The sequence below is a fragment of the Dactylosporangium sp. NBC_01737 genome (assembly GCF_035963215.1).
In the GTDB taxonomy this organism is placed as follows: Bacteria; Actinomycetota; Actinomycetes; order Mycobacteriales; family Micromonosporaceae; genus Dactylosporangium.
The window spans coordinates 4,946,061-4,960,757 of sequence record NZ_CP109153.1; the positions used below are offsets into that span (position 1 = coordinate 4,946,061).

At 68.0% G+C, this 14,697-nt stretch carries 8 protein-coding genes; all 8 read right to left on the reverse strand.

Annotated features, from left to right (window positions below; all coding sequences use genetic code 11):
* Positions 1-135: 135 nt before the first annotated feature.
* The 8 genes from OHA72_RS22435 to OHA72_RS22470 all read right to left on the reverse strand — a co-directional run bounded on the left by OHA72_RS22435 (position 136) and on the right by OHA72_RS22470 (position 14,113).
* A complete protein-coding gene (locus OHA72_RS22435; protein WP_327009739.1) occupies positions 136-1,566 on the reverse strand; it encodes an IS1380 family transposase in 1,431 nt (476 codons plus the stop codon).
* 397 nt (positions 1,567-1,963) lie between these two features.
* Positions 1,964-3,325 carry a hypothetical protein gene (locus tag OHA72_RS22440; RefSeq protein ID WP_327009740.1) on the reverse strand — a complete coding sequence of 454 codons (1,362 nt, stop codon included), beginning with the start codon at positions 3,323-3,325 and terminating at the stop codon, positions 1,964-1,966.
* A 574-nt stretch (positions 3,326-3,899) separates the two neighbouring features.
* On the reverse strand, positions 3,900-4,289 hold the full coding sequence (locus OHA72_RS64785) for a hypothetical protein (protein ID WP_442788667.1): 390 nt from the start codon (positions 4,287-4,289) through the stop codon (positions 3,900-3,902).
* A 690-nt stretch (positions 4,290-4,979) separates the two neighbouring features.
* Entirely contained in the window at positions 4,980-9,476 is a 4,497-nt protein-coding gene (locus tag OHA72_RS22450; RefSeq protein ID WP_327009741.1) for an nSTAND1 domain-containing NTPase, read from the reverse strand.
* Between the two features lie 379 nt (positions 9,477-9,855).
* The gene (locus OHA72_RS22455) at positions 9,856-10,347 is read right to left on the reverse strand and encodes a hypothetical protein (RefSeq protein WP_327009742.1); all 492 of its coding nucleotides are present in this window, start codon (positions 10,345-10,347) and stop codon (positions 9,856-9,858) included.
* Positions 10,348-11,086: 739 nt separating this feature from the next.
* Entirely contained in the window at positions 11,087-12,793 is a 1,707-nt protein-coding gene (locus tag OHA72_RS22460; protein WP_327009743.1) for a hypothetical protein, read from the reverse strand.
* Between the two features lie 439 nt (positions 12,794-13,232).
* Positions 13,233-13,589: a winged helix-turn-helix transcriptional regulator gene (locus tag OHA72_RS22465; protein ID WP_327009744.1), complete on the reverse strand. Its 357-nt coding sequence runs from the start codon at positions 13,587-13,589 to the stop codon at positions 13,233-13,235.
* A 212-nt stretch (positions 13,590-13,801) separates the two neighbouring features.
* Positions 13,802-14,113, reverse strand: coding sequence for a hypothetical protein (locus OHA72_RS22470; protein WP_327009745.1), 312 nt, complete (start codon positions 14,111-14,113; stop codon positions 13,802-13,804).
* Positions 14,114-14,697 lie beyond the last annotated feature (584 nt).

Consider the following 14,697-nt stretch of genomic DNA (forward strand, 5'->3'; position numbering starts at 1 on the left):
CGAGTTCATGATCTTGGGTGTTGGTCGGGGCGTGCTGGGGTGACCGGCCGAGTTGCCGGTGTGCTCAATGGCTCGATGGGGTCTGGCGTTGTGGGTGGCCGGCGTCGGCTGCGTGTGACTGTCCTGTGTGGATGGTCAGGCGGGTGGGGCGTGCGTGGTGGTGAACAGGCGTAGCCAGTTGTGTTGCCAGAGCCAGTGTTGCGGCAGGTGGATGGTGACGGTGCGGGCGTGTCGACTGATCCGCCCGGCAACGTTGATCAGGTGCCGGCGGATGGTGGCGGCGCGGGCTGTGGCGTGGGGTCGTCCGGCCAGGGTGGCGGCGGTGCGGGTGAGGTTGTGCGCGATGGCGATGCAGGCCAGCCAGGCGTTGTTGGCGTTGAACCGGCCGGAGGGCAGATGGGCGAGGGGCCCGTCGATGAGTTCAGCGAAGACCTGTTCGATGATGGCGTGGCCGCGGTGCTGGGCTTCGGCCTGGACGAGAACGTACGGGCTGTCGGTGAACGCGGCGTGGTAACGCCACACGGTGAACAGCACACCCTGTTCGTCCACTGTGGATTTGTTCAGGTCGGGGACGCGGCGCGCGATGAGCCGGGCGGTGACTTCGTGGCGGGTGTCTTCGAACGCGGTGTAGGTGGTCTCGGCGATCTGCGCGCGGGAGATGAACCGCTGCTGGTCTTCGTCCCAGACCGGTTGCGGGTAGCGGATTTCGGTCCAGGCGTCCTCGCCGATCGCGTCGATCGCCCTACGGACCTTGGCGTCGATGCGGACGGTGACCGAGAACCGTACCCTGGCCCGCCGGCAGGCGGTGATCACCGCGCGGGAGTAGAACGCCGAGTCCGCACGGACCATGATCTCAGCCGCCACGGTGGCGGCTGTCGTCGTTGCAGTGGTGGCGGGTTGGGCTGCGAGGACCGCTCTGGTGGTGGCGACGGCTTCGGCGACCAGTGCCGCCGCGCCGCGGGCTGAACCGGCGTTGCCGGCGCGGAGCTGGGTCGCGGCGATCACCGGCGCCGCGTCCGGGGTGCTGATCGTGGCGACGAGGGGGTTCAGGCCGCGCAGCAGGACCTGGTAGCCGCCGACCTTGGCGTGACCGAACCCTGCGCCTTGTTTCTGCTTGCCGTAGACCCGCCGCAGCAGCGAGTCGACGTCGACGAACGTGACCGCGCCGGCGCTGGGCAGCAACGGCACCTGTCCGGCCAGCCGGACCAGGAACTGCCGTCCGGCGGCCTGCAACTGCCGGACATGGCCGTGGGCGAACGCCCGCAGGAACGAGCCCAGCGTCGAGGGCGCATACACGCTGCTGAACAGGATCGGCATCCCACCGTGACGCAGCACGTCCAGGTCGTCGATCGAGTCGGCACCGGTCAGCATGCCCGCCACGATCGCGGCGACCTTCCCCGACGCGTTGGACCCCTTGTCTGTTGGCAGATGCAGCCGAGCAGCCACGATGCCGTGCAGGTCACACCGTTGGGCGAGGGCCATGACCGGCTCCAGTCCGGCACACGACACCAGACTCGGATCATCAAACGATGCGCGCACCCGCGTCGCGCCGTGCGATATTCTCACCCCGACGGTGCCCTCTCGAACCGGACGATAGAAGCCTCAAGAACCTCTATCTTTCCAGCTCGCGGGGGCATCGTCGCGTCCGGCCTGCCACAGCCACATCAATTTCATCGGTGGATCAGGGCTTAGGGCGCGTTCTGACTCCGGTCCTGGCCATAGCGTCGGCCTCTGGCGCTGCGGCGGCTTCCTTCCCGCACACGGCGATTCGCGCCGCGCTGTCGCTGCTCATCCTCCTTCACGTGGCGCTTGATGTCGTCCCTCATGTCGGCATGCTGGCCGACTTCCCTAAACGCGTCATCGAGGCTCACATGACCGAGGTCGGCCCTCGATCAGACAGACCCAGCGCGCGAGATACCCGAAGCAGGTGGGCGACACGACCATCCTGGTGGAGCGAACTCCGTTAGGGCAGCTTGGCTCGCGCGTGCTCTTCCAGGACCACCAAGACGGCGCGCCGCATGACTCGCTCGGCATCGTCGAGCATCTTGGGCAACGAGTCGGTCGCAGCGCCGGAGAGCAGGTAGAGAGGCGCGTACGGCTGGTCGTCGCCATGTACTTCGGCATTGCGGGCCTCATACATCGTCTTCATCAGGATCCGGAGTTCATCGGCTCCTACCTGGAGCTGCGGATCTCCCGCCAGCAGAGTGGCCGCCCCCGCCATGATCTTTACCTTCTTCGCCATGTCCCGGGCAAGGTTCGATCGCTTGATGAACAGGGCCTCAGCCGAGATCATGAGATCGACCAGCCGGTCGCTGTCCTCGCTGCGTGATCCGGCAAGAACCAGCCGACGGATGGCGACCTGAAGTGACCGGTCCGCCTGGACCTCCGGCAAGCCGAGCGCGCTGTATGTGGCCAGGAAGACGCCGAGCGCATCCGGCATGAGGTAGGTCGGACGGTCGTTGTCCGCGCTGTTGAACGCGGTCAACATCGCAGAAGAACTGGGGAGAAACGGGAACTCGCTCTCATCCTGGGCGAGCATGCTGCGGGTGGACACCACGGAACCGCCGCAGACGATGCGTAGCGCGGTTACCAACGTTGCCGCCGGGCCGTAGAGCGTCGGAAACACTGGCGCTCGGGGAACGACGTCGCTGTAGCCGGCCTCGACACGGTATGCGCGCGTCGTGGTCAGCGCCCACTGGTCGAATCGCGAAATGCGTGCGCCGTTCACGCCGCCGCCGGACATGCGCGGTACGGCGAGGTGGTTGATGGCGTGGCTCACCTGGAGGTCACCCATGTGCTTGAGGACGAGCCCATCGGGAAGGGTGACAACCTCTTCCGTCGATGCGAAGCCGTTGAGCGGAACGAACTCGACCATGTGAATCTCTTCGGCACCGAAGCCGCGCTCGAACGCGCTGTAGACCCGGTCGAAGACAGACTCGTCGAGGTTGTAGGTGCGGGTGGCCAGAACGATCGGCTCGATCACGTGCTGTGCCAAGATCCAGTAGAAATTCGTTCCTTGTCGGCCGCCTTCGATGCCCAGAAGTGCGTCGACTCGGGCGCCGAGTACCGGGTCCGCGTCGTACGCCTCGCGTACGGCGGCCATCTCGGGAAACTTGTCCAACCAGCCGTACATCGGCAGGTCGTCTGGCATGTTCCATGCCTCGCGCCGGAGACCTACAAACTCTTCCTGGCCGTGACGCCACCACCGCTGGTTGTCGATCATCCGACCGATGCGCGGCCGACTTTCCAGCTCCGCGAAACCCTCGAACACTGCTCGGACCAGTGCCAGGACAGCTACCCGCCGTCGTTCGAACTGCACGTCCATGCACGCCTCGATTCAAGCCTCTGTTCAGGGCATGGCGCGGTGCCAGCCCTACAGAATTCCAGACCCCAGGCGGCGACGCGAACGAGTTTCGACCGACACGCCGGGCAGACAGAACCGCAGTGACGCCTCCGCTAGGCCGATCCCTGCCAGCGCTCGCACGCGTTCGCCTCGCTGGCGGTGTGCACGTCCGGTGCTGAGGCGGCACGCATGTTCCGCGCCGCCGTCCTTGCTGCACGTGCCCGCCACCACCACCCGGACCACACCGCACACCGCATCGAAAACTGCCCTCGATGTGATCGCCGCCGCCCGCGTACCGCTCGCCGACCGCCTTCCGCTGAACGCCGACCTCCAGATGCCACCACCGAGCACGGGGACGACTGGGACCGGCCGGAACGGCAGGCCGCGTGCCTGGCGGCATACTGTGAGCGACAGCGACCCCTGCCAGTGCTGGGGCACCACCGCGCGCAGGCCCGTCCTCAGCCTGCCGCCGCGAAACGGCGCGTCGGCGGCGACGATCCGCGAGGCCGCGCCGCCAGCGCCCGGCGGCCTCATCATCGAGGCGATCGGTGGGCTTTCACTTGTGGCAGTCGCGGCACGGATCGGCGTCCTCCAGCAACAGGCCCGGCCTGACGCCCCGGCTCAGCACCCACCCGGGCTGCTCCTGTGCCATGTCCCGGACCGCCAGCACGTGGTCGCCGGCCGGCAGGCTGAGCTTGCTGGCGGAGACGTCCACGACTGCCAACAGATGCGCGTAGCCGGCCAGCACCGCAGCGCCGAGGTCGGCAGGAACAGCTGGCCGCCGCCCTGCGTCGGCACCGTGGTCACGGACGGCAGGCCCCCGCGGCGGATGCCGCCGTATGTGCTGGATCCGCTCCATGAGGTCCGGGCAGTAGACCGACGGGTTGTCGAAGCCGCGGTCCGCGCTGTACCGGTGGGCGAACAGCCCGCCCCCGCACTGGGACACGTCCGGGCACGCGCGACACGTCTCGGAGAGGTCGGCGAGTCCGCCCTGCCGGCGGACGACGCCGGGCGCGCCGGCGACTGGGTCTGGGAGGGGGTCTACTGATGGCCGGCCACGATGCGGACATACGTGGCTTGAGCTGCTACAACAACAAAGGCACGAAGCACTCGCCGGCAGCCCGAAACCCCGTCCGGCAGCCCGGAATATGTCACTGAATCATGGGAACCTACACCCCTTGTAGGGTCTCGCGGAGGATGTCACCTGGTCGACTGTGACCTGCAGTAATCCGCCTCGTCTCACCGGTGTCATCCCGCGCCGGAGTCTCACGATCGTGGCATTTTCCCGTGCTGGACGTCAGCAACGCAGGAGGAGGGCGACGCATGCAGCGGCACGCGTCCCACGCATCCTCTTCTGGCCGACGAGAGCGCTTTTGATCTTGCTTTGTTGGGATCGGATGGATCGTGGTTTGGGTGGTCGGTTGCCTGTCCAGACCGTCTGGTTGTGTGCGGTCGCTGCTGGCGATGGCAGGCACCGGTGGTGCCCTGGAGCCGTCACCGGGCTGCAGGGTAGTGTCACCGTTCCTGCCTGCTAATGCTTTCCGTCACTGGCTCGCCGGCTCTCCCTATCGGGCCATGTGTTCGCCACAGACTGGGGTGTCCTTGCCGGTGTGAATTGAGTGTCTTACCGACGTTGTTATGGGCAGACCTCGATGAACGGTTCACCTGAAGCGTAGGTGGCCCACTCATTGCGGGTGATGCCACCAGCTTGGGCGCACAGGGTCCGAACTGGGTCAGCGTAGAACGCCGGTTCCCACAGCCGCACCATGCCGTCGATGGTGTCGGCGGGGCCGCCACCGCCGCCGCCGTCGACGGTGGCCAGCAGCCGACCGTCCGGGCTGAACGCCACCGCGTACACCGGGCCGGTGTGGCCGGTCAGCGGCGCGCCGACCGGCTTGCCGGTGGCCGGTTCCCACAGTCGCACCGTGCCGTCGCGGCCGAAGTCGCCGTCGCCGGTGGCCAGCAGCCGACCGTCTGGGCTGAACGCCACCGCCCACACCGAGCGGGTGTGGCCGGTCAGTGGCGCGCCGACCGGCTTGCCGGTGGCCGGATCCCACAGTCGCACCGTCTTGTCGTCGGCGCCGGTGGCCAGCAGCCGACCGTCTGGGCTGAACGCCACCGCCCGCACCGAGCGGGTGTGGCCGGTCAGTGGCGTGCCGACTGGTTTGCCGGTGGCCGGTTCCCACAGTCGCACCGTGCCGTCGACGCTGTCGCGGCCGAAGCCGCCGTCGCCGGTGGCCAGCAGCCGACCGTCCGGGCTGAACGCCACCGCCCACACCGGGCCGGTGTGGCCGGTCAGTGGCGCGCCGACCGGCTTGCCGGTGGCCGGATCCCACAGTCGCACCGTCTTGTCGTCGGCGCCGGTGGCCAGCAGCCGACCGTCTGGGCTGAACGCCACCGCCCGCACCGAGCGGGTGTGGCCGGTCAGTGGCGTGCCGACTGGTTTGCCGGTGGCCGGATCCCACAGTCGCACCGTGCCGTCGACGCTGTCGCCGCCGAAGTCGGTGCCGCCGAAGCCGCCGTCGCCGGTGGCCAGCAGCCGACCGTCCGGGCTGAACGCCACCGCGTACACCGGGCCGGTGTGGCCGGTCAGCGGCGCGCCGACCGGCTTGCCGGTGGCCGGATCCCACAGTCGCACCGTGCCGTCGACGCGGTCGACGTCGAAGCCGTCGCCGCCGTCGCCGGTGGCCAGCAGCCGACCGTCCGGGCTGAACGCCACCGCCCACACCGAGCCGGTGTGGCCGGTCACCGGCGGGCCGACCGGCTTGCCGGTCGCCCGATCCCACAGTCGCACCGTGCCGTCGCCGTCGCCGGTGGCCAGCAGCCGACCGTCTGGGCTGAACGCCACCGCGAGTACCGAGCCGGTGTGGCTGGTCACCGGCGCGCCGACCGGTTTGCCGGTCGCCGGATCCCACAGCCGCACCATGCCGCCGTCGTCGCCGTCGCCGGTGGCCAGCAGCCGACCGTCTGGGCTGAACGCCACCGCGAGTACCGAGCGGGTGTGGTCGGTCACCGGCGCGCCGACTGGCTTGCCGGTGGCCGGATCCCACAGCCGCACCGTGCCGTCGACGCGGTCGACGTCGAAGCCGTCACCGCCGTCGCCGCCGTCGCCGGTGGCCAGCAGCCGACCGTCTGGGCTGAACGCCACCGCCCGCACCGAGCCGGTGTGGCCGGTCAGTGGCGTGCCGACTGGTTTGCCGGTGGCCGGATCCCACAGTCGCACCGTGCCGTCGACGCCGATGTCGCCGCCGTCGCCGGTGGCCAGCAGCCGACCGTCCGGGCTGAACGCCACCGCCCGCACCGAGCCGGTGTGGCCGGTCAGTGGCGCGCCGACTGGCTTGCCGGTGGCCGGATCCCACAGCCGCACCGTCTTGTCGTCGGCGCCGGTGGCCAGCAGCCGACCGTCTGGGCTGAACGCCACCGCGTACACCGAGCCGGTGTGGCCGGTCAGTGGCGCGCCGACTGGCTTGCCGGTGGCCGGATCCCACAGCCGCACCGTGCCGTCGACGCCGATGTCGCCGCCGTCGCCGGTGGCCAGCAGCCGACCGTCCGGGCTGAACGCCACCGCGAGTACCGAGCCGGTGTGGCCGGTCAGGGGCGCGCCGACCGGCTTGCCGGTCGCCGGATCCCACAGCCGCACCGTGCCGTCGCCGTCGCCGGTGGCCAGCAGCCGACCGTCCGGGCTGAACGCCACCGCCCGCACCGGACCGGTGTGGCCGATAATGTTGCGGTAGTTGGCGAGGAGGGCGCTTGCCGCGTCAACTGCTTCGCGTGTCGGCGCGAGGTGGAGGGCTGCTGCTGCCAGCCGCTGAGATGTTGGCCAGTTCGTGGTACGTGTGGCAAGGCTCTGTGCGGCGAGTTGGCGGGACAGGGCGAGGGCGTGCTGCTCGTCGGCACGGGCCGCGTTCTTTTCGGCGGCGACCCTGTTGGTGTTGGCGATGACCGCAGCGCCGGCTGTGAGGAGCAGCAGCACGGTCATGACGGTCGCGATGGCCTGGGAGATGCGTCGGCGGCGTCGGTCCCGGTGTTGGCTGGTGGTGAGGAACTCGGCGGCGACCTGGTCGACGGTGAGGTGTCCGGCCGGGTCGGTGGCCCAGCGGTGGGCGGCGTGCTGGACGGCGAGGAGTTGCCCGCCCCGGTACAGGTAGGACTGTTCCCGCTGGTGGTCCAGCCAGGCATGGACGTCGTCGACGAGCGCGCGGTGCAACGCCTGGTCGGTGAGGCTGGGTTGGAGCCAGTCACGCAGTCTGGTCCAGCAGTGCAGCAACTCCTCGTGGCCGATGGTCACGAGGTCGTTGTCGGTGCGGGTGACCAGCCGTTGGGCGGTGAACGCCTCCAGCACGGCGTCGAGGTCGGCGGTGTCGCAGGCCGCGGCGACGCGCAGCGCCGCGTGGGTGGCGGGGCGGCGGGTGAGTCTGCCGTCGGCGGCGGCGGTGAGGTGCACGAAGATGCGGCGGGCGAGGTCCCGCTGGTGTTCGGTCAGCGCGTGGTAGACGGCTTCGGCGCTGGTGTGCACGATGTCGGCAACCCCGCCGGTGCGCCGGTAGCCCGCCACGGTCAGGCCGTCGGGCCGCTCGGGTTGCCACATGACGAACATGACCTGCGACAGCAGCGGCAGGGCGCCGCTGTCGAAGCCGATCGGCAGGCTGCGGTCACGCAGGTCGTCGAGGATCACCGTGGTGAGATCGTCGGGTACCTGCCGGCCGGCTTCGGTTGCCGGGCCGGTGATCGCCTCCCGTAGTTCGGCCTCGCTCATCGCACCGACCGTGAACGGGCCGGCCTCGACCGCCTCCCGCAGCGGGGCGAAGACCGTGGCGTGATCGAGGAAGTCGCCGCGGAGCCCGGCGACCACCAGCGCGGCGGGTTGACCGTTCGGCAGGGCCGGGATGGTGGCCATGGCATGCAGAGCGGTCAGGAACGTCGCCTGCTGGGCATGGTCGACGTCGAGGGTGAACAACTCTTCCAGCTGGTCGATCACCAGGACCAGCCTGGGCGGCTCGCCGGCACGGTCGGCTACCGGCCACGTCGGGAGGGTCGACAGGGCCTGGTAGGCGAGCAGGTGGGCTTGATCGGGATGCTCGGTCAGGCTGTGATGGGTGGCGATGGCGTCGGTGCCGGTGAGGTCGGCCAGATGGGTGGCCAACTGCCGCACCGGGTCGGCGGTCGGGGTGGTGACCCGCCGAGGCCAGGCCCGACACCCAGGAACCAGACGATCATCGGCGAGGGCCGCGAGGAGACCCGCCCGCAGCAGCGAGGACTTCCCCGCCCCCGACGGGCCGAGGACCAGCATCACCCCCGCACCCGCCACAGGCCCGGCCAGGTGTTCGGCCAGGCGTGCCAGCAGCCGAGAGGTCATCGCCCGACGGCCGTAGAAGACGGCGGCGTGGCGCTCCTCGAACGGCAACAGGCCACGGTACGGGCAGCCGTCCCAGGACGGGCGGTCTGGCGGGCCGGTGGCACCTGTCGAGGAGGTGGGGCGGGCCTGCAGGTCGCGGACGGCGTCGAGGATCCGGCCGATGTCGGCCTCGGCGCGGCGAGCACGTTCCCGGTCGGCGCTTTGCCGCGCCACCTCCCGGCGCACGTCCTGATGCAGGCTCTCCAGGCTCAGCCTCGCGGTCACCAGCACGAACGCGAACTCGCCGAACAGCGCGGTCAGCTCGCTGAACGCGTGAAGCATGGACGGCACCAGATGCTGCTCGTCGACTGTCGCTGCGGTCTGCAACGCCGTTCCGGCGATGTCGACGGCCTGGAACAGGTCGATGACCTCGGCACGCAGGTCCCGGTCCGCCGGGTCGGTGGATCGAAACGCCGCCTCGATCCGGTCGGCGACCGCCTGACGAACCTGCGGCAAGGACGGCTCGGCGCCGCCGCCGCGCAGCCGTGCGACGGCGTCGCTTACAACCTCGGTGAGGATACCGGCCCCGACCGAGCCCAGCACACCCGCACCGGCCGCGAGCAGTACCCCCGCACCCCCGGCCACTGCGATCACCGGAGCCAACGCCGACGCGGACAACAACCCCACCAGCGCCGGGGCAGACACCACCCGCAACCGCGCCGCCCCGTTCGTGACCGCCTCGGCGACCGCCGCCCGCATCCTGACAGCCAGGACATCGTCGCGGTCGTTGCTGCTCACCACTTACGGCCCGCCCACCGGGGCATACGTCATCCTCCAACCGCCCGACAAGGCCAGCCCGCACACCGAACAGGATCCAGATCCCGTCACGTGTCCGCGCGTGGACACGGCGGCTACTACCAGTACGGCACAGACCCACACGCGGAAGCACTCCCTCAAACGGACAACCGACCGGTCAGATTGCTGACGGCCTCGCGATCTCAGGCGGGCAGGGTCCCCCTCGACCAATCCTGGTCCGGCTACGGGGCCGTGCCTACAGGCTTTGTAGCCTCGCGACGCGGCGTGCCAGCAGGCGAACGCGCCGCGCGTTCTCACATCAACGGCATTTGTGCCACTCAGATGCCATTGAGGCCGGGAATATGTCATTGATCATGGGAACCTACACCCCTATCAATGCGACGGCTACCAGCGCAGCGGCATACCAGAACGGTCCTTGCGGCAGGTGGGTTTTGATGGTGGCCCGCCGCGCCGCGACGAGTCCGAGACCTACCACTGCCGCCGCGAGCGTGGCCAGCACGGCCGTGGTGTACAACGCCAGCCAGCCGGCCCACGCTGTAGCCCCGCCGATGGCCAACGCAAACCGCACATCGCCCCACCGCACAGTCGCAGGAACCGCCAGAGCGCAAGCAGCAACGACTGCTGCGGAACCGAGCGCGCCGAGTACCAGCCGGAGCCAAGGCTCCCACACGTGCGTGGCTATGGCGTGGCCAACCAGCAGTAGCCCCAGGCCGCCCACTGCTAGGTAGCAAAGCCTGGTCGGCAGCCGCTGTGCGGCTACGTCCACAAACATCAGCACTGTTCCGATCGCGGCCCACCAACCGAACGCCACCAACGCCACGTCTCGCACTCCCGCCACGACGAGCAGCGCCATCGCAGCGGCGAAAACGACTTCAACGGCCCACGGCGGCGGTCCAAGTCGTTGGCCGCAGCTGCCGCATCGTGCGCGCGGTGTGAGCGATACCACGTCCCCCACTGGACCAAGGCAGATCGAGCACCGAGGGCATGTTCGTCGCCACGACCGTCGAGCTGACACCGAATGGCTGACGATCGCCCACCGCAGGAGCGGCGTCACGAGGACGGCGCAGCACACGGCGCGCGCCACCACACCCACACGACCGCGGCTGCCCACGGCCGAAGCTGAGGATCCGTGCAGCCGAACCGTGTTCGTCGGGACTTGTAGCTGGCCGTCAACCTTCGGATCGCGCGGGCGTTGGGTTGTCGATGCATCGAATCTGTTCCCCCGTGCAGACACCCGCACCTCCAGTCAAACAAACGGAGCGACACGACAGCTTTGTCGTACCTCGCGAAGCGCCTGCCTCGCTACGGTCCGTGGCGGACGTACCCCCAGATGCGTACCACGCGATGCGGATCTGTCGACCCGTGTAGACCTGTCCGGCGACATCGACGTTGGGCCAACGAGTAACTCCTCAACGTCCTCGGGGGCTCAAATCGCCGTAGAAAGACCTCGTAGGGCTGTTGGAGATCAGGAACGTCCTCCTGGTGTGGTTGACAGGATCATGAAAGATCTGGGCCGGAGGAAGGCGAGTGCCTCCCGCGTACCCAACTGTTCGAACGCTGTGGATGGTTGAGGTCGAACCCGGGCTGTCGTACTAGGCTCCACAGACCCCTGTCTGGTACGCGGCGACGGTGCAGTAGCGGCTGCCGCCGAATTCGAGCACGCCGGGCTGATTGCTCATCCGGACAGTGAACTTCTGGCCTTGCTGGTACCAGCCGGTGGGCCAGGGGCCGTTCGGGTCGCTGTTCGGGTTGGCGGCTGCCGTGACCGTCGCCGTGATGCCGCTGGGCGTGACGGTGAGCGTGAAGCTGGCCCGTTCGCGGTAGTCCGGGGGTCCTGGGGTGCCGTTGGAGCTGTCGAAGTTGATGCCGACGACGTTGGCGGTCAGGTTCTTGGCGATAGTCAGGGTGTAGCCGTGCTGGCCCCAGGTACCGACGTACGGGGCCAACGCGGCAGCGGCGTCGAAGGGGACGACTATCCGGATGTCGTATTGTGGATCGCTCTTGCCGCCGAAGCTGGCGATGTCGTCCCAGATTTCCCGTACCCCGGTGACGAGTAGATTCACTGCGGTAAGGATCGCGCCGACGGCGGTGCCGACCATGCTGATCAGCACTCCGGCGGCGAATACCTGGACGTCCTGGAGCTGAGACTTCATGATGGCCGGTACGCAGTCCCAGGCGAATTTCAGCACGTCCTTGGCGTTGGTCTCGTTCGTCTCGGTAAGGTCGGCGGCCGCCTTGGTGCAGTCCTTAAGCGCTTCCAACGGCTTCGCCCCGGCCGTCGCGCCGAGCAGGAGCGCGAACCGGTCTGTGGCGCTCTTGGCGGCGGTGGCCAGAGCGTTGCCGGCAGCCTTCGTCACCAGTCCGTACACGGTGAATCCGAAGAAGATGGCCGACACGGCCCAGGCGATGATGGACATCTCCGCTGTCACCTGGCCTGACGCACCGGAGGGCACAGCCAGCGTCAGCGTGTCCCCACCGTCAACGATCCGCGATGCCGTCCCCTTTGGGGTAACGGCGGTCATACCGAGCACTCGAGCGACGGTGTCGGTACTGAAGCTCAGCGACTGGCCGTCAACGACCTGCCAGCTGGCCGGGTAGGAAATCTGTACGTACGTGCGCAGGTTGTTAGCGACCCGCAAGACCCTTCGGCCACCATCCACGCCGAAGCACCATTTGACGTAGTCACCGCCGTCGCTGGTGATCTGCACCCCACCGGCCCGCGCCGCGGCCTCATCCCCACAACGCGGCTGGGCGATGCCCTGCCGCCCGGAGATGTAGTTCGTGAAGCTGGTCAACTGATCCTTGGCCCATTTCTTCACGTCGATGCCGCCGAGGAAGCCCAGGGAGAAATGGTCAACAGCCGCGCTGACGGTGGCGTCACCAGTGTTGTACGTGGTCGGGACCCACCGCCAAGCCCCGGAGGCGTCTTTCCACACCACCACCGGGATCAGCGTCCCATCCTTCACGCCGGCGGGGGTCTGGAACGTGACTGTTGCCGGCTTGGCCAAGCCGCCCGGCAGGTCCACCGCCGCCACCGGCCCGGCAACCTGAACACCGTCCGGCGGCGCCAGGTCGTTGCCGGCGCCAGTGACAGTCAGCGCCGCAGTGATGCCATCAGCCGCGGCGCCCGCTGGCAGCACGACCGTGACCTGAGCTGCGGTCAGCGTGGTCGCCGATCCGGCCCGTACCAGTGCGGTGGCCTGCCCTAGCGCCGACGCCGGCGCGTGATGCCGCGTACACCCGGCAACCAGGCCGGTCACGACCGCCATACCAATGAACCCAGCCAGTAAGCGCCTCATGACCCGAAAATACGGCGCCGTCGATCCCACGCGGACCACACAACTGCGTGAAGGAGTCGACCGGGTCGGCGGCTTCGCATGTCCTCCCGGCTCGCGCGACGGTCCTTCCGGCCTGGCAGGAGTCCCACTTCGTCGTCCGAAGCCCTCTAGATGTGGGCCTCGTAGGCGTCGGCCCGATGCCCATGTGCAGCAGTCGCGCCTCTGAACTGACTTTGAAACCTGTGGGCTCCCGGCAGTGGAAGCGGCACAGCATCAGCAGGTAGCGCAGTTCACTGTCTTCAAGGATGTGAATCCAACCGCTGGTGAACAGTCCGCCCGGGACCGGGAAGTGCGGCTCCGACTTGAGCGGCCCCTCGTAGAGGTCATTGGGCCCGCTGGTGCGCTTACCGATCTCGTTCTGGAGGAGGATGCCCGCGTATTTGTTGCGGGCTTCTTGCTGTTAGCTATAGCTAAGCGGGTCGTCCACGCCGGCCTCTGGGGGAGACATGGGTGGCTGGCGACGGTTCTCGTAGATTGCGCTGATCTGGGCGAGGACGCTGACGATAGCGCGGCCTTCTGTGGTGAGGTCGTGTGCTCGACGGGACTTGCCGAACGCGACCTTGTGCACCATTCTGTCGTCGGTCAAGCGTCGTAGGGTCTTGCTCAGGACGCCCTCGGTGAGTTCGGGATAATCCTTACGGATGGCTTGCGCAAGTTGCGTATATCGCATGGGTCCGTCGGTCAGATGTGTCAGAATGACCAGGTCCCACTTGCGAGCAAGGATCTCTGTCACGTTCCGCAGGTGCGATGCCTCCACGCAGCTCCCCCCAGCCCCCCGCCGCTCATCGCCGCGCAACTATGCGCGGCGTGAGATTAGGTAATGCGCAACCTTCAAGGTCACAAGGCGCGGCGGTGCTGTCAAGGAAAATATTCTGTGACAAGTGCTACGTCAGGCGATATGTACGCTTTGCGATGTCATTGCAACTGTAGTCATAGTCGGCGAATCTGCACGAAACGGTCGTTAAGCCATCACACGGGTGAGTAGTTGCCCGTCGCGGTGCAGGTAATTGCCGCTGCCAGGTTCCCAAGCAGGTTCGTCAGTGCCTGTCCATCGGCTGTCAGCGTGTGACGACCTAGCGGAGATCCGTCGGTTGAGTCAACCATCCGCAGGGCTCGAAGCGCCTTTAGTTCGTCGATGAATAACCCGGCATCCACACCACTTGGCACTGCGTCTCGCAGTGTCCTGCCGTCAGCCACGGCCGCGAGCGCCTCCAGCATCAACGGTCGTCCGATCAGGTCGAGCGCTGATCCCAGATCCGCAGCAGTGATGGGCTCGGCCACGGAGCGCCCCCTAATTGATATCGGACTGTCCATGCGCGGCGGTGAATCCCTGCGGTGCCGCGTTTGGCCAGTGTGAACCCCCCTAGCGCGGATGGGCAAGACCCGAAAAGGTGAGTGAATCCGCAGGTTGCGCACCGATGAGTACGCGCCTGTGGGTGCGTATTTGGCGGTACGGCGATTGCGGACCGTGGCGGATTGATTGCGCTGCGAGGTATGACCGTTGTGGTCGATGTTGCAACTTACAGCTGGAGGTGGATGGATGCTCGCGCGGGGGGAGCCGTCCGGCCGGGTAGGGATGTACAGGCATTGGCGAATCGGAATGAGGGGTCCGGCTCCGGCTGGGTGCTATCCCGGACGCATCGAACGGGCACGATGGCGGAGTGGCTCGACATCGCGACGTACAACTGCGGTCCGCGCACAGAGCTGGCCGCGAGCGCAGGAGCGCTGCGTTCACCGTCTTGTCTGGGAGGTTCCCATGGTTCGCCGCCGACGCCGTCTGTCCAAGTTGGTCGCAGTCACGATGGTGGGGTGCACCTTGGCTGCGTGCACCAGCAAGAGTCCGTCCTCGACGGCTACGCCAAGTG

Bases quoted from the DNA above. Each gene is read 5' to 3' on its own strand.
- OHA72_RS22440 (WP_327009740.1), bottom strand. From the start codon at position 3,325: ATGGACGTGCAGTTCGAACGACGGCGGGTAGCTGTCCTGGCACTGGTC.
- OHA72_RS22455 (WP_327009742.1), bottom strand. From the start codon at position 10,347: ATGGCGCTGCTCGTCGTGGCGGGAGTGCGAGACGTGGCGTTGGTGGCG.
- OHA72_RS22460 (WP_327009743.1), bottom strand. From the start codon at position 12,793: ATGAGGCGCTTACTGGCTGGGTTCATTGGTATGGCGGTCGTGACCGGC.